At 64.0% G+C, this 15,934-nt stretch carries 13 protein-coding genes and 1 pseudogene; 4 read left to right on the forward strand and 10 right to left on the reverse strand.

Annotation, left to right across the window (positions count from 1 at the left end):
- The 6 genes and pseudogenes from VGL01_RS11915 to VGL01_RS11940 all read right to left on the reverse strand — a co-directional run.
- Positions 1–99: NAD-dependent epimerase/dehydratase family protein (locus VGL01_RS11915; RefSeq protein ID WP_331569661.1), on the reverse strand; the 99-nt coding region annotated here is incomplete at its 3' end.
- 72 nt (positions 100–171) lie between these two features.
- The gene (otnI, locus tag VGL01_RS11920; RefSeq protein WP_331569488.1) at positions 172–951 is read right to left on the reverse strand and encodes a 2-oxo-tetronate isomerase; all 780 of its coding nucleotides are present in this window, start codon (positions 949–951) and stop codon (positions 172–174) included.
- 58 nt (positions 952–1,009) lie between these two features.
- Positions 1,010–1,684 carry an aldolase gene (locus VGL01_RS11925; protein ID WP_331569490.1) on the reverse strand — a complete coding sequence of 225 codons (675 nt, stop codon included), beginning with the start codon at positions 1,682–1,684 and terminating at the stop codon, positions 1,010–1,012.
- Positions 1,681–3,009, reverse strand: coding sequence for a 3-oxo-tetronate kinase (gene otnK, locus VGL01_RS11930; protein ID WP_331569492.1), 1,329 nt, complete (start codon positions 3,007–3,009; stop codon positions 1,681–1,683). The genes VGL01_RS11925 and otnK overlap by 4 nt, the downstream gene beginning before the upstream one ends.
- Positions 3,006–3,944, reverse strand: a pseudogene (gene ltnD / locus VGL01_RS11935) (L-threonate dehydrogenase); the annotation flags it as partial. The gene otnK and the pseudogene ltnD, both read right to left, overlap by 4 nt.
- A 54-nt stretch (positions 3,945–3,998) precedes the next feature.
- Positions 3,999–4,706, reverse strand: coding sequence for a FadR/GntR family transcriptional regulator (locus tag VGL01_RS11940; protein WP_331569663.1), 708 nt, complete (start codon positions 4,704–4,706; stop codon positions 3,999–4,001).
- A gap of 702 nt (positions 4,707–5,408) precedes the next feature.
- Between VGL01_RS11940 and VGL01_RS11945 the strand changes: the two genes are divergently transcribed.
- The 4 genes from VGL01_RS11945 (at position 5,409) to VGL01_RS11960 (ending at position 11,008) form a co-directional block, all read left to right on the forward strand.
- Positions 5,409–5,813, forward strand: coding sequence for a heme-binding protein (locus tag VGL01_RS11945; protein WP_331569494.1), 405 nt, complete (start codon positions 5,409–5,411; stop codon positions 5,811–5,813).
- A gap of 57 nt (positions 5,814–5,870) precedes the next feature.
- Positions 5,871–8,054, forward strand: coding sequence for a malate synthase G (locus VGL01_RS11950; RefSeq protein WP_331569496.1), 2,184 nt, complete (start codon positions 5,871–5,873; stop codon positions 8,052–8,054).
- Between the two features lie 643 nt (positions 8,055–8,697).
- Positions 8,698–10,089 carry a sialidase family protein gene (locus VGL01_RS11955; protein WP_414720236.1) on the forward strand — a complete coding sequence of 464 codons (1,392 nt, stop codon included), beginning with the start codon at positions 8,698–8,700 and terminating at the stop codon, positions 10,087–10,089.
- A gap of 190 nt (positions 10,090–10,279) precedes the next feature.
- Positions 10,280–11,008, forward strand: a complete 729-nt coding sequence (locus VGL01_RS11960) for a DeoR/GlpR family DNA-binding transcription regulator (RefSeq protein WP_331569500.1) — start codon at positions 10,280–10,282, stop codon at positions 11,006–11,008.
- 37 nt (positions 11,009–11,045) lie between these two features.
- On the opposite strand, the gene VGL01_RS11965 is transcribed toward VGL01_RS11960, so the two are convergent.
- The 4 genes from VGL01_RS11965 to VGL01_RS11980 all read right to left on the reverse strand — a co-directional run bounded on the left by VGL01_RS11965 (position 11,046) and on the right by VGL01_RS11980 (position 15,877).
- Complete coding sequence (locus VGL01_RS11965; RefSeq protein WP_331569502.1) at positions 11,046–12,092, reverse strand: ABC transporter permease; 1,047 nt, start codon at positions 12,090–12,092, stop codon at positions 11,046–11,048.
- Entirely contained in the window at positions 12,089–13,645 is a 1,557-nt protein-coding gene (locus VGL01_RS11970; protein WP_331569504.1) for a sugar ABC transporter ATP-binding protein, read from the reverse strand. Before VGL01_RS11970 ends, VGL01_RS11965 begins: the two co-directional genes overlap by 4 nt.
- A 73-nt stretch (positions 13,646–13,718) precedes the next feature.
- A complete protein-coding gene (locus tag VGL01_RS11975; protein ID WP_331569506.1) occupies positions 13,719–14,726 on the reverse strand; it encodes an autoinducer 2 ABC transporter substrate-binding protein in 1,008 nt (335 codons plus the stop codon).
- A gap of 107 nt (positions 14,727–14,833) precedes the next feature.
- Positions 14,834–15,877 (reverse strand): ABC transporter permease, encoded by a 1,044-nt coding sequence (locus VGL01_RS11980; RefSeq protein WP_331569508.1) that lies wholly within the window; start codon positions 15,875–15,877, stop codon positions 14,834–14,836.
- Positions 15,878–15,934: the final 57 nt, after the last annotated feature.

Raw genomic sequence — 15,934 nt, forward strand, 5'->3', positions numbered from 1 at the left:
GGTGCGGCCCTCGCAACCGGGCAACGCGCCCTCATCGAGGAGCCTGCGCGCGAGCCGTTGACCGAGAAAGCCCGCACCTCCGGTGATCAGTACCTTCATCTGGAATATTCCTCGTCGTCCTGTTTCAGTTCGTCCGGCATCGTGACGATTCGCGGCCCTGTGCGATGGCGCCTAGCGCTTGTATGGCGCGAACCACCCGAGCCCGTCGGAGGTGCCCGCGCGCGGCCGATATTCGCAGCCGATCCAGCCGTCGTAACCCAATGCGTCGATGAGCGAGAACAGATACGGATAGTTGAGCTCGCCGATGTCCGGCTCGTGCCGCTCGGGAACGCCCGCGATCTGGATATGTCCGATGCCCGGGATATCGCGCTCGAGCTTGGTTGCGAGGTCGCCCTCGACGATCTGACAGTGATAGCAATCGAACTGCACCTTCAAATTCGGCGCACCGACCTCGCGGCAGATCGCCTGGGCGTCGTCCTGCCGGCTCAGGAAATAGCCGGGCATATCGCGTGTATTGATCGGCTCGATCAGGATCGTGATGCCGGCGCTGCGCGCCCTGTCGGCGGCGAGCGCGAGGTTGCTCAAATAGGTGTCGCGATGGCGCGCACGATCGTCCCCGGGGCCGGCTAGCCCGGCCATCACATGGATCTTGTCGTTGCCGAGCACGGCAGCGTACTCGAGCGCGCGATCGACTCCTCGGGCGAACGCGTCCTCTCGCCCTGGCAACGATGCCAGGCCGCGCTCGCCCGCGGCCCAGTCGCCGGGCGGCGCATTGAAAAGCGCCTGCACGAGATCGTTCGCGTCCAGCCGGGCTTTCAATTCCTGCGCGGGAAAATCATAGGGAAAGAGGTACTCGACGGCCGCGAACCCGTCCCTCGCCGCGGCGGCGAAGCGATCGGGGAACGCATGCTCGTTGTACATCATCGTCAGATTCGCGGCGAAGCGCGGCATGATAGGACTCCTTTCAGTGTCGAGGGCGCATCACGTGCAACGAGATGGGTCGAACGCGCTACCAGTGGGCGCCGAACGTCTGCCGCAATTCGTCGAGCGCCGTTTCGTCGAGCGGTTCGGGGCGCGGCGTCGCCATGAGCCACAGCCGCGCGGTCTCTTCGAATTCCTCGAGCGCATACGAAGCGTGCGAGACGGAACGCTCCCAGACCACGGGCCCCAACCGCTCGAGCAGAACGGCTCGCACGGTTGCCGCCAGCGCGGCGACTTCTCGCGCAACTTCGCTGTCGCCAGGGCGGCGGTAACGAATCAGCGGCGCGTGGCCCACTTTCATCACGTAGTACGGCGTGATCGGCGGCAGTACGTCGTCATCGCGCCATACACCGCCCGCCTCAGGCCGGGCGAGCGTGAGTGCCACGAGGTGCGTCGAATGCGTATGGACGATGCCGCGCGATGCGGGACTCGCCGCGTAGATCGCACGATGCAGCGCAAGCGTTTTCGACGGCTTGTCTCCCGAAACGGGGTGCCCGTCCAAATCGACCTTGGCGATGCGCGCCGGATCGAGCCGTCCGAGGCATGCGTCGGTCGGCGTGATGAGCCAGCCGTCGTCCAGGCGCGCACTGATGTTCCCCGCCGTGCCGACCGTATAGCCGCGCGCGTAGAGGCTCGCACCGGTCGCGCAAATCTCTTCGCGCGCCGCGGATTCAGCCTGTCGCAAATTGAGCGAGACCGTCATGACGCCGCTCCGCCGAGTTGACGCAGCGCCTTCTCGAAAAAGTCGACGCTGCCGAAGTTGCCCGACTTGAGCGCCAGCGCGAGCGGGGTCGGTCCGATGCTGACCGTTGCGGGCACACCCGGATCGATTTGCGCGCCGATGCGCAGCGCGCGCACGCCGAGCGCTTGCACGACGGCGCCGGATGTTTCGCCGCCTGCGACGACGAACCTGCGTACGCCCAGCGCATGAAGCGCGCGGGCAATCGATGCGAGCGCGGCTTCGACGAGTGCGCCCGCGCGCTCGACGCCGAGTTCATGCTGGGCGGCCCGCACCTCGTCAGGTGTGGCCGTGGCATAGACGAGTACCGGCTCGGGTGTCGATGCTTCGGAGTGCTCTCGTGCGAAAGCCACCGCCCGTTCGACGAGCGGCTCGCCGCGGGCCAGCGCGAGCGGATCGATGCGAAAAGCGGGACGCGACGCCCGCCACGCCCCCACTTGCGCAAGCGTCGCTTTCGATGCACTGCCGGCCAGCACGGCCGCACCGCCATCGACGCACGGCAGTGCCCCCGCATCGCACGTCGCTGACAGCAACCCCGCGCGGCGAAAGTTCTCCGGCAGCCCGAGCGCGAGACCCGAGCCGCCCGTCACGAGTGCCCTATCCATGCATGCGGCGCCCAGCGTGTGCAGATCGCTGTCGGATATCGCATCGGCAATCGCAATGCGCACGCCTTTGGCCTGTTCGGCGGCTAATGCGGCGCGCACCGCATCGCTGCCGCGCGCAACCGCGTCGTAGCGCACGAGCCCGACTTTGCCCTGGGTTTGCCGTTCGAGCACGCGCACGAGATTGGGATCGCGCATCGGCGTAAGCGGATGGTTCTCCATGCCCGACTCGTTCAAGAGCGCATCGGCGACGAACAGATGTCCTCGATAAACGGTGCGTCCGTTTTCCGGAAAAGCGGGACAGGCAATGGTCAAACCGCTGCCGGGCAGATCGGCGAGGGCATCGAGGAGCGCCTCGGCCACCGGACCGATGTTGCCGGCATCGGTCGAATCGAAAGTCGAACAATATTTGAAGAAGAACTGACGGCAACCTTGAGCGCGCAGCCATTCGAGTGCGGCGAGCGACTGAGAGATCGCATCGGCCGCCTCGATCGTGCGCGACTTGAGTGCAACCACGAGTGCGTCGGCACCGCGCGCGGCCGCGGCGACTTCCGGGGTCTCGGGTACGCCGATCGTTTGCATCGTGCGCATGCCGCCGCGTACGAGCATGTTCGCGAGATCCGTCGCGCCGGTGAAATCGTCCGCGATGCACCCCAGCAGCGCACGCCCTTGCCGTGCCCCGCTCATTGCGCGGCCTCCTTGTCGTTGTGGCGTCCGCCCGCCGGCAGGTCGATGCCAGGGAACACCTTGATGACGGCCGAATCGTCCTCGCCTCCGTGGCCGGCGCTCGATGCCATCATGAACATCTGATGCGCCGCGGCCGAGAGCGGCAACGGGAATTTGCTCCGCCGCGCGGTGTCGAGCACGAGGCCGAGATCCTTCACGAAGATGTCGACGGCCGACAGCGGCGTGAAATCGCCCGCAAGGATATGCGGCACGCGGTTTTCGAACATCCAGGAGTTGCCGGCGCTATGCGTGATGACCTCGTAGAGCGCCTCCGGGTCCACGCCCTCGCGCAGACCCAGTGCCATGGCCTCGGCCGCCGCCGCAATATGGACGCCCGCCAGCAGTTGATTGACGATCTTGATTTTCGAGCCGATACCATGCGCCGCGCCCAGCCGATACACTTTTGCGGCTATCGCTTCGAGTACGTCGTTGCAGCCTTCATACGCGGCGGCCGGCCCCGACGTCATCATCGTCATCTCGCCCGATGCGGCCCGCGCGGCGCCGCCGGACACGGGCGCATCCAGCATCTGCAGCCCCGCGGCCTCGATACGCTTGCCGAGCGCAACGGCATATTCGGGTGCCACGGTCGCACTCGCGATGACGATACCGCCGCGCGACATCGCCGGTACGGCACCGGTCTCGCCGAAGAGCACTGCATCGGTCTGTGCGGCATTGACGACGAGCGTCAAAACCACCTCGCAACGGCGCCCGAGTTCCGCCGGGTCCGCGCAGGCGACGCCGCCCTCAGCGGCGAACGCATCGAGCACGTCGCGGCGCACGTCGCACCCATACACGGTGAACCCGGCGCGCAGTAACGATCGGGCCACGCCGAGGCCCATGGCACCCAGCCCAATAACACCGACATTTTTCGACATGCTCGACCTCTGCAGAAAATCAGGAGTCCTACGGAATTGAAAGCACGCCGCCCGTTTGACGACGCGCCGTGAAGCTCAGCGGCAGATTCCGGCTTCTGCCAGCCGCCGAGCGGCGTTGTACATGTGCGTGCAGGCGGCATTGCGTGCGGCCATCGGGTCGCCAGCACGGATTGCAGCCACGATCGCGGCATGTTCTTCGCGCACCTGCCGCGCAAAGTCGCCGCGCAGCGCCTCGTTGCGACGTGTCACGACCGTGCCCGCTTCCAGGTATTGATTGAGGAACGTCAGCGTCTTGAGAAAGTACGGATTGCCCGTCGCCACGGCGATGGCACGGTGAAACGCAACATCTTCCGCGACGCCATCATTTCCCTCCGCCCCCGCCGCGTCGATTTTTGCGAGGGCTGCATCGATAGCTGCCATATCGGCCGCGGTACGGCGCATCGCAGCCTCGGAGGCGACTTCCGCTTCAATGGCGCGCCTCAGTGCGAGGATTTGCACGACGGCGCTCGGTTCCACCGCCTCCGCATAATCGATGCGCAAGGGCCGGATGCCGGCCCGCTCGACGATGAACACCCCACTGCCCTGGCGCGGTTCGACCACGCCTTCGTTCTTCAGACGCGACACGGCCTCGCGAATAACGGTTCGGCTCACGCCGAACTCCTGCGCCAGCACGGCTTCCGTCGGAAGTTTCCCGGTCCGCGCGAACGAGCCCTTCTCGATCTGCTTGAGCAATTGCTGCGCGACGGTGTCGCTCAAGGCACGCACAGGAATCTTCTCGAACATCGGGCGGGACATAAGATGCGTCGCTCATCATCAGGTGATGCGGTCATCATACAAGTTTGCCCTCGAGCTCCTATCGGGACAAACCCGGGGGCACTCGCGCATCGATTGATCGAATTGGGCGCGATTGAGCGCTCGTTTCGGCCAATTGAATTGCCGCGACGGGGGCTACACTGTTTTCCATGGAGCGAGACGTTGGCTCCATCCACACGCTCCCCTCGTGTGGCGATTCAAAGTACCTGAAGACCAGTTGCACCAACGAAGTTTGTCCGACGTAGTGGTATCGCCGCAGTCGCATCACCGGCAGTTGGCAGTACGCAGTCGCATCACCGGCAGTTGGAAGTACGTGGTTGGCAATACGCAGTTGACAGTACGCAGTCGCATCGCTCGTAGCTCGCAGTTCGGATCATCGCAATCAGCAGCACGGGGTTACATCCTGGAACCGGGGGAACGGCGCGGGCACCTGAGTTTCCGCCCAAGGCCGCTTGGCAGCACGCAGTATCTGTATGTAGCAGGTGGTTGAGGCCGCTGACGCTGGAAACAGCATCGGCGGCCTTTGTTCGTCTGCCGCCGCACGAGGCGGCGGGGCCGCAACGCACCCGGCGCGGGCCGGATCGCGGTACATTGTTCTCTGCACGTTTTCGCGGCACGCTTCTCGCACCGCGAAAACGAAGCTGAACGACGAACCACCAGAGAGCACACGACATGCAAACCAAACCGGTACTCGGTCTTGCCGAAATCGACGACCTCCTCGCCGCGGCCCGCAGCGAAGCGCAACGTCATGGCTGGGCCGTCAGCATCGCGCTCGTCGACGACGGCGGCCATCCGCTCGGCCTCGTAAGGCTCGACGGCGCATCGCCATCGAGCGCTTACCTCGCCACCGAAAAGGCCCGCACCGCGGCGCTCGGGCGGCGCGAATCGAAGCTTTACGAGGACATGATCAACGGCGGACGCGTCGCTTTTCTCAGCGCGCCGATCAGCGCCACGCTCGAAGGCGGCGTGCCTATTCTCGTGAATGGGCAATGCGTCGGCGCGCTCGGCGTGTCGGGCGTCAAGTCCGATCAGGACGCGCAAGTCGCCAAGGCCGGCGCCGCGCGCCTCGCAGCCTGAGCCGGTTCCCTCTTCTCAACGTATCAGCAAGTCAACCCGCATACTGACCGACCGACCATGGACAATCCGATCGACCATCACGGGCTGCGCGTCGCCCAAGCGCTCAGCCGCTTCATCGAAGACGAGGCGATGCCCGGCACGGACCTCGATGCCGCCGCGTTCTGGCAAGGCTTTTCGGCGCTCGTGCACGAGTTGGCGCCGAAAAACCGCGCGCTCGTCGCCGAACGCGAACGCCTTCAGACGGCGCTCGACGAATGGCACCGCGCGCATCCGGGCCCGGTGCGCGATCTCGCGGCCTACCGCGCGTTTCTCGAGCAGATCGGCTATCTCGCGCCGCTGCCGCCGCATTTTCAGATCGACACAGCCGGCGTCGACGAGGAGATCTCGGAACAGGCCGGCCCGCAACTGGTCGTGCCCCTTTCGAATGCGCGTTACGCACTGAACGCGGCAAACGCCCGCTGGGGCAGCCTCTACGATGCCCTCTACGGCACCGATGCGCTGCCCGAAGACGGCGGGGCGACGCGCTCGGGTGCCTATAACGCCGTGCGCGGCGCAAAGGTGATTGCATACGCTCGCACGTTTCTCGATCAGGTGGCTCCGCTCGCGAACGGCTCGCATCGCGATGTAACGCGCTATGCCGTACGGGATGGCCAGTTGAGCATGGAAACGGCCAAGGGCGTCACGTCCCTCGCCGAGCCGGCTCGGTTCGTCGGCTATCAGGGCGAGCCCGAATCGCCTTCCGCCATTCTGCTCAAGCACAACGGGCTGCATGTCGAAATCCAGATCGATGCCGACGCACCCATCGGCCGCACGGACCCAGCGCATGTCAAGGACGTCGTGCTCGAAGCGGCAGTCACGACGATCATCGATTGCGAGGATTCGGTCGCGGCCGTCGATGCCGAAGACAAAGTCCTGCTCTATCGCAACTGGCTCGGCCTGATGCAAGGCACGCTGACCGAGTCCGTCTCGAAGGGCGGCACCACGTTCACGCGCCGGCTCAATGCGGACCGCAGCTATCGCGCGCCCGATGGCGGCACGCTCGCGCTGCATGGCCGCTCGCTGCTGTTCGTGCGCAACGTGGGCCATCTGATGACGAACGGGGCGGTGCTCGATCGCGACGGAAACGAGATTCCCGAGGGCATCCTCGACGCTGTCGTGACCACGCTGTGCGCGCTGCACGACCGCCAGCGCAAGACGAATTCGCGCACCGGCGCGATCTATATCGTCAAGCCGAAGATGCACGGGCCGGCCGAAGTGGCGTTCGCCAACGAGCTGTTCGATCGCGTGGAAGACCTCTACGGTTTGCCGCGTCATACGATCAAGATGGGCATCATGGACGAGGAGCGCCGCACGAGCCTGAATCTCGCCGCGTGCATCGCCGCGGCCAGCGGCCGCGTCGCGTTCATCAACACGGGCTTTCTCGACCGCACGGGCGACGAAATTCATACCGGCATGGAAGCGGGGCCGATGCTACGCAAGGGCGATATGAAGAGCTCGAAGTGGATCGCCGCGTACGAGCGCCATAACGTACTCGTCGGCATTGCCTGCGGGCTGCGCGGTCGCGCGCAAATCGGCAAGGGAATGTGGGCGATGCCCGATCTGATGCGCGCCATGCTCGAACAAAAGGCCGCTCAACTGCGCGCGGGTGCGAATACGGCATGGGTGCCTTCGCCTACTGCAGCGACGCTCCATGCGCTGCACTATCACGAGGTCGACGTGCAGGCCGTCCAGCGATCGCTCGAAGGCGTCGATTACGCGAGCGAGCGCGACGCGTTGCTCGAAGGGTTACTGACCGTTCCAGTCGTCGAAAAAGCCGCGTGGTCCGAAGACGAGCTTCGCAACGAAGTCGAAAACAATGCACAAGGCATCCTGGGCTACGTCGTGCGATGGATCGATCAAGGGGTCGGCTGCTCCAAGGTGCCTGACATCCACAATATCGGCCTGATGGAGGATCGCGCGACGCTGCGCATCTCGAGCCAGCATATTGCCAACTGGCTCCATCATGGCGTCATCGACCGATCGTTCGTCGAGGAAACGTTCCGCCGGATGGCCGTCGTCGTGGACAAGCAAAACGCCGGCGATCCGAACTACCGGCCGATGGCGCCCGAGTATGACGCGTCGGTGGCGTTCGAGGCCGCTTGCGCACTCGCGCTGCAAGGCCGGCAGCAGCCGAGCGGGTATACCGAACCGCTGTTGCATAACTTCCGGCTCGAGTACAAACGCCGTCTGAAGCAGCATTGACCAGACCGTCCATCGGTCGGCCAGCCGCCCGCGCCTCGAGACATGGGGCGACGCGCGGGCGCGCGCAACCGGACAGGCCCGTATCGGCTGGGGCGGCTGGCTGCAATGCCGTCTACATGACGCTCTATCACAAGTCATACGCGGCGATCGGGTGATTCCTACACTGCCACAATAGCCGCGATCTTACGTATCTTCGTAGTAGGCGGCCTCATTGGCCGCCTTTTTCTCGCCCCCAAGAATTGTTACAAAAATCTCACGATGGGGGTCCGCGGATTACCTAAAGTGCATTTGCCGTTCCCCGCGAGGTCGGGCTCGTACGGAAACGGCAGGTCCGTCCCAGTCGCGGCACTCATGCCGTGGCTGGACGACGCGGCAACCGACGCGCTGGCGTTTCCAGCGCTTGCGGCCCTGCGGCAGTTGAAGCGGTAGTGTGTTTGGCGAGCAAAAAAGCACAAAGACGTGAGGCACGCCGAGGATGCAATCGTCGAAACTCGGACGAACGGGGCGCAGGACTTGCCACGTCGTGCGTTTTTGTAGCGGCACCTCCGGCTGGCTGACGCGGGTCGCATCGAGAGGGGTGTCTTCCATGCGACTCAAATACAAGCCTCGTACGTTCATTCGCGCCATTCCGGCTGCGGTGGTGATGGCGGTGGCCTCGGCTGCGGCCACGGCGGCAACCGTCGATCCGGTGGTGGTATCCGGCCCGAGTCCATTCGCCTCGTGCACGATCGGTGGCCCGGGCACCAGCTACGTCAACGCTGAAGTGGAACCCTGGGTGGCGGTCAATCCGGCCAATCCGTCGAATGTGATCGGTGCCTGGCAACAGGACCGCTGGTCCAATGGCGGTGCGCGCGGCCTCGTCGCCGGTTATTCGTTCGACGGCGGCCAAACCTGGGCGCAGACGAATCTTCCGTTCTCCGCCTGCGCCGGCGGCCTGGGCTACGAGCGCGCGTCCGATCCGTGGGTTTCCATCGGTCCCGACGGAACGGCTTATAGCGTGTCGATCTCGTTCAATCAATCGAACAACAATAATGCAGTCGCCGCGGCCGTTTCTAAAGATGGCGGAAAGACATGGGGCAATCTGAGCGTGATCATTGCCGATAACGAGCCGTCGCTGCAATTTTTCAACGACAAAGAGTCGGTCACGGCCAATCCGACGAAAGCCGGCGTGGCCTACGCCGTATGGGATCGGCTCGAACTGCCCAACGGCAATCCGTACGCGAACTTGCATACGAGGGCCTATCGCGGGCCAGCGCTCTTTTCGAAGACGGTGGACGGCGGACTCACCTGGAGTTCACCTGCCCAGATCGTCACGGTGCCGTCGCGGCAACAGACGATCGGCAACCAGATCGTCGTCGATCCACGCAACGGCACGCTCTATGATTTCTTCGATCTGATTACCTCGCCTTCGAACGGCACCCCGTATAACGTCGCGTTCATCAAGTCGACCGATGATGGCGCGACGTGGACGAAGCCGCGACTCATTGCCGATCTGCGCACGGTGGACGTCGTCGATCCGAACACGAACGAGCCGTTGCGCACGGGCGATATCATCCCCGAGCCGGCGATCGATCCGGCGACGGGTCAGCTTTACGTCGTCTGGCAAGACGCGCGCTTCAGCGGCGGGCAGTACGACGAGATCGCGATCTCGACATCGACCGATGGCGGCGCAACATGGAGCGCTCCCGCGCGCGTGAATACGCCGACGGGGCGGCTCGCGTTCAACCCGGCGGTCCGCGTCAATTCGTCGGGCACCGTCGCCGTGACGTATTACGACTTGCGCAATTTGGCGGCCGGCAACACGACGACGCTACCGACCGACTATTGGCAGACGACGTCGACCAATGGCGGAGCGAGTTTCGGGAATGAAGTGCATCTGGCGGGATCGTTCGATCTGAAGCTCGCGCCGTTCGCGGAAGGGTATTTCGTGGGCGACTACGAAGGACTCGACGCGCGGGGAACCTCGTTCTTGCCGTTCTTCGTGCGGACCAATACGACCACGGCCAATCCCACGGATGTCATCGCAGCACCCTGAACCGCAGGTCGACCGGCAGCGGTCGCTGAGATAGCGGCCGCTGCCGAGCGAACGACGTCCCTCCGCCCCCGTTGCCTGCCAACTCTCGCTCGTAATTGTTATAATTCGCTCATACCGCCGATATAAAAATAACGCCCTGTTATCGGTGCCCATGACGAATACGACGGCAGCGGCCCAGACCCACGCTCCTATGCTCAAGACCGAACGCCTGCGCTCGCTCGCCGACGCGCTCGCCAAGCACAATGTCATGCGTCTGCGCGACGCAGCTTCGCTGCTCGGCGTTTCCGAAATGACGGTGCGTCGCGATATTGCCGCGAATCCCGAGCGCTTTACCTATCTCGGCGGCTATATCGTCAGTGCGGTCAACGTGCCGAATGCGGCGGGCTACTCGCTCGAACAGGAAAAGGACCACTTCGCCCAAGCCAAGGCACAAGCTTCGGCGCATGCGGCCGTGCTGATCGCCGATCACGAGACGATCTTCATCGATTGCGGCACGACACTGACTTCGCTCGCCCGGCTGATACCGGCCACGATGCACATTACCGTCGTCTGCTATTCGCTCAACGTTGCCGAGATTCTGCGGCGCATGCCGAACGTACGCATGATCCTTCTGGGCGGCGTCTACGTGCCCTCCTCCGACTCGTTCACGGGTGACGAAAGTCTGGAGATGCTGCGCCGCATGGGGATCAACAAGGCATTCATTTCGGCAGGCGGCATCGATGAGACGCGCGGGGTCACCTGCTGGAATTTCCATGAAGTCGCGCTGAAGCAAGCGGCGATGGATAACGCGGTCGAGCGGCACCTCGTGGCCGATTCGAGCAAATTCGGTATCGTCAAAGCCGTGCGCTTTTCGCAGCTCGGCGATTTCGATTCGATCATCACGGAAAAAGGCCAGACGCTGCGCAAGCGCAAGGCTTGACGCATGCGGTGAGCGGGACGCCGCGCACCGCGTCCCGTCAACCGCGCCGGCGCAGTACGAAAAGCGTCCCGGCGATCAGGATGAACGCGCCGACGATGACCTTCTGCCACGTACTCGGCACGCCAATCAGAATCAGCACATTGTTGATGAGCGTCACGAGCACGACGCCGAGCAGCGTCCCGATGACCGTACCGCTGCCGCCCGTGATGCGGGCACCGCCGAGAATGACCGCCGCGATCACATCGAGCTCGGAGCCTACGAGGTCGAACGGATTCGCAATCCGATTGTTCGATACGTGCAGAATGCCGGCGATGCCCGCAAGAAAACCCGTATAGCCGAACACGAACAGATGCACGGCCCGCAGGTTGTAGCCGAGCCGCTCGGCAATGGCGAGGCTCCCGCCCATCGCATAGACCGCTCGCCCCATCATCGTCCGGTTGAGCAGCCACCACGTCGCGAGCGCCGCAACGACCAGCGCGATCACCGAGATCGGCAGCACCGCGTGCAATCCGTCGGCCGTCCGATAGGCAATGAGCGGTATGCGGCCGAAGCGGTCCATGCTGTGCGGAATGTTCATGAAGAACGTCGTGCCGACGAAAGTCAGCAAGACACCGCGGTAAAGATACTGCGTGCCGATCGTCACGATCAGCGACGGCGCCTTCAACCGATAGACGAGTACGCCGTTGAGCAACCCGAGCAGCACGCCGCCGATAGCGCCTGTCACCAGGATCAACGCAAACGGCGCGTCGGGCCACCACGCGAATACGGCCTTCGTAATGGCATACATCGTCAGCGCGCCGATGGCGGTGAACGACACGTCGATGCCGCCGGAGGCGAGCACGACGAGCGTGCCGAGCGCGAACAGCGACATCGTCGTAGCCGAATGCAGCATGTCGAACAACGTCGCCCATTGCAAAAAGCGCGGATTGAGCGAGGTCACGACGACACAGGTCACCGCGATCAACGCGGCAGTGAACCACTCGGGGTTGCGTGCGAGGCGCGCACGCCAGCTCGCCGCCCGCGCCTTGCGGGACAACTCCAGTGCGTTCGTGTTGGGGGTACTCATCGTTTGATTGATGCTCATACTGGCTCCGCCTGCGCCGGCCCCGCTTCCGCCAACAGCGCCTGATACAGCGCCGCCTCGGTCAGCCCTTCGGCACGATATTCCCCCGCAATGCGGCCTTTTTTCATCATCAGGATTCGATCGCAATTGAGCAGCAACTCCGGCAGATCGTCGCTGATCAGCAAGATGCCGATGCCGCGCTGCGAAAGCCGCTGCATGATCCGGTAGATGATGTCCTTCGATCCGACGTCCACGCCGACCGTCGGCCCATGCAGGATCAGCACATGAGGATCGATCGCAAGCCAGCGGCCGATCAGCACGCGCTGCTGGTTGCCGCCCGAGAGCGACTGCACAGGCTTGTCGATGTCGGGCGTGGCGATCTGAAGTTCCTTGACCGTATCGACGGCCAATGCGCGCGAGCGCTTGCGGTCGATCTGGCCGAAACGGTCGCGCAAGCTCGAAATCATCGCCGTGATGACGTTTTCGCGAATCGACTTGTCGAGAAAGAGCCCTTCGCTCAAGCGGTCTTCCGGTACATAGCCGATCCGGTGCCGCTTGGCATCGGCCGGCGTCGAAAGCGTCACGCGCCGGCCCTCGAGCGTGACGGTGCCCGTATCGGCGGGGCTCACGCCCGCGAGCGCGCGCGCAAGCTCGTTGCGCCCCGAGTCGAGCAAACCGGTCACGCCGAGAATCTCGCCGCGATGCAGCGCGAACGAGACCTGACGAAACTGCTCGCGCCGCCCCAGTTCTTGCACATCGAGGACCACCTCCGCGTGCGAGTCGGCCGCGTCGCGATAGCGCTCTTCCGAAAGCTTGCGCCCCGTCATGAGTTCCGAGAGCTGCGCCTTCGAGTAATCGGCGATCGGGCCTTGCGCGACCTTCTGCCCGTCGCGCATCACGATGACCTCGCCGCCGATCGCAAAACATTCGTCGAGCTTGTGGCTCACGAACAGTACCGTGACGCCTTGCGCGCGCAGCGTCTCGAGCACTTCGATCAGATTGGCGACTTCCTTTTGCGTCAGCGACGTCGTCGGCTCGTCCATGATGACGAACTTCGCTTCGCTCGCGATCGCGCGAGCGATCGCAACGAGCTGTCGCGTCGCGAGCGGCAGCTGTTCGATCAGCGTGCGCTGGAATTCGGCGTCGCTCGGCAGACCCACTGCTTCGAGCGCGCGCCGCGCCGTCGAAAACAGCACGCGCCGGTCGAACGTGCGGGCGAGCCGGCCATCGTGCTCGGCGAGTTCGGCCGTGAGGGCCACGTTTTCCGCCACGCTGAGATTCGGCAGCAGCGAGAGATCCTGATAGACGGTTTCGATACCGGCCGCGAGCGCCTGCAACGGCGAAAGCCGCGCATAGCGCGCGCCTTCGATCACGAGCTCGCCTTCGTCGGGCGGCTGCGCCCCCGAGATGATCTTGATGAGCGTGCTTTTGCCGCAACCGTTTTCGCCCAACAGGTGATAGATCTGGCCGCGCGCGAACGAAAGCGTCACCCCGCGCAGCGCATGCACACCGGTGAAGCGCTTGTGTACGCCTACGACTTGCAACAACGGCTCGCTGGCCTGGTGCTCATTCATCGTGATCCCGCTCGCAATCGAAACGACGAAGCGCGCCCGGCTGCTACTGCCGGGCGCGCGTCTCACGCGCCGATCAGAAGTTGTATTGCTTGTAGTTCGTCTTGTCGACGCTCACCCAACCCTGGCCGCGTGCGATGAGGCCCTTGCCCGGCCCCTTGCTGAAGACGACTTTCTCATAGCCGGGCATGCCGAGATTCAGCGTATCGCCGACTTTGAACGTCTTGCCATCGACGAGCATCTTCGCGATCTTGTTCATCGCCTCGCCGGCCAGCTTCGGATCCCAGAACGCAATGCCGTTGATCGCGCCGCTTTCGAGGTACTTGCCGGCTTCGGCCGGCAACCCCGTGCCGAACACGCAGACCTTGCCCTGCAGGCCCGCTTCCTCCACGGCGCGCCCGATGCCGAGCACGTCGAGCGACGACGATCCCTGGAAGCCCTTGATGTCCGGATGCTTGCGCAGCACTTCCTTGGCCACTTCGTAGGCACGCGTGCCGTCGTTGTTGGTTTCGAGGTTGTGCTCGACGAGTTGCATCTTCGGATACTTCGCCTTCGCCTCGGCGATGCCGCCTTCGGCCCATTGCACCTGCGAGCGGCTGCCGAGCGAGCCGACGAGCGTCGCCCACTTGCCCTCGCTCTTCATGCAGCTGGCGAGCCTGTCATTGAGCGCGGCGCCGTACGCGGCGTTATCGAAGGCCTCGAGATCGACCATCGTGTTCTTGGCGTTGTCCGCCTCGTGCGTGACGACCTTGATGCCGCGATCCATCGCTTTTTTCAGCACCGGTTCGAGCGTCGGCGGATCATAGGGGACGACTGCCAGCGCGCTCACCTTCTTGGCGATCAGGTCTTCGATGATCTTTGCCTGTTGGGCGGCGTCGGCACGGCCAGGACCGGTCTGGTACGCGTTCACGCCCGTTTCCTTGGCGAATTCCTTGACGCCGTCGTCCATGCGGTTGAACCAGCTGATGCCGGTCACTTTCACGACCGTGACGATCGTCTCGTTCGTCGCCGCTTGTGCCGCGAATACGATGCCGGCGCCGAGTGCGCATGCGGTGAGCGCGAGGCTCAATCGAATCGGTTTCATGCCGTGTGTCTCCTGTGTATTGTTCGCTCGATGCCCCTTGCTACCGCGGCGAACGCCCGAGGCCTTGGTGTTCGCCGACTGCTCGATCCGCTTCGTCCCTGCTGTCTTCATCCCCCGGGGCGAGGCGGCGTCTTGCCGCCGCGCGGCAGCGCGATGCCGAAAATCGCGCGTACGCGTTCGCCGCCCGCAAATGCCAGCGAGAGCAGCAGCAGAAATCCCCACGTACAGTCTCCGAAGAACTGCGACACGTTCATGAGGTTGAACAGGCTCGAGAGAAACTGCAGCACCGTCGCGGCAAAAAACACGCAGACGACGCGGCCGTACCCGCCCGCGGGATTCACGCCGCCCATCACCGCGATCAGAATCGCGATGAGCAGGTACGAGTTGCCGTAGTCCCACTTCGCGCTCATGGTGTGCGTCACGCTCACGAGACCCGCGAGCGAAGCCAGCAGGCCGCATAGCGTATAGGTGGCAATCAGCATTCGCGCGTTCGGCACGCCCGCATAGAACGCGGCGCGCTGGTTGGTACCCATCAGATACAAGCGCAGTCCGAACGGCGTGCGCTTGAGCACCCAGCCCAGCACGAGCGCCGCGGCGAGAAAGATGCAAAACGAGATGGGCACCTGAAAGAAGGTGCCGTTGCCGATGTCCGAAAGCGGCTCGATGTAATCGATGTGCACCGACGCGCCGTTGCTCAGCGCCACGGCCAAACCCGTGAAGACGAGTTGCGTGCCAAGCGTGCAAAGGATCGGCGTGAGCCTCAGACGAGCAATCACCAATCCGTTCAAAAAGCCCCCCGCAAGCCCCATCGTCACGACGATCGCGCAAAAGAGCGCGGTATAGAGCACCGGGGAATCGTCGCCGTTGACGAACTGCGGCACGACGAGTGCGGCGACCATGCCCGACAGGTTCGCAAGACCCACGCCCGAGAGATCGATGCCGCCGTTGCCCGAGAGCATCGATAGCATGATGCCGAACGCGAGCAGGCCGACCTCGGGCAACTGCGAGCCCATCGACTGCAGGTTGTCGATGCCGACGAACTGCCCGTGCGAAAACCCTACCGCGACAAGCACCACGAGCACGTTGACGCTCAATAGAAAGTTGAGCTGCCGGTCGGCGAACCACTGGGCGGGACGGATTGACGGCTTCATGTTGACGACATGCTCCTCCAAATCTTTTGCTCGGACCGTTCGCGTTTGCCGCGCGAA

The sequence above is a fragment of the Trinickia sp. genome, from assembly GCF_036503415.1.
GTDB lineage: Bacteria > Pseudomonadota > Gammaproteobacteria > Burkholderiales > Burkholderiaceae > Trinickia.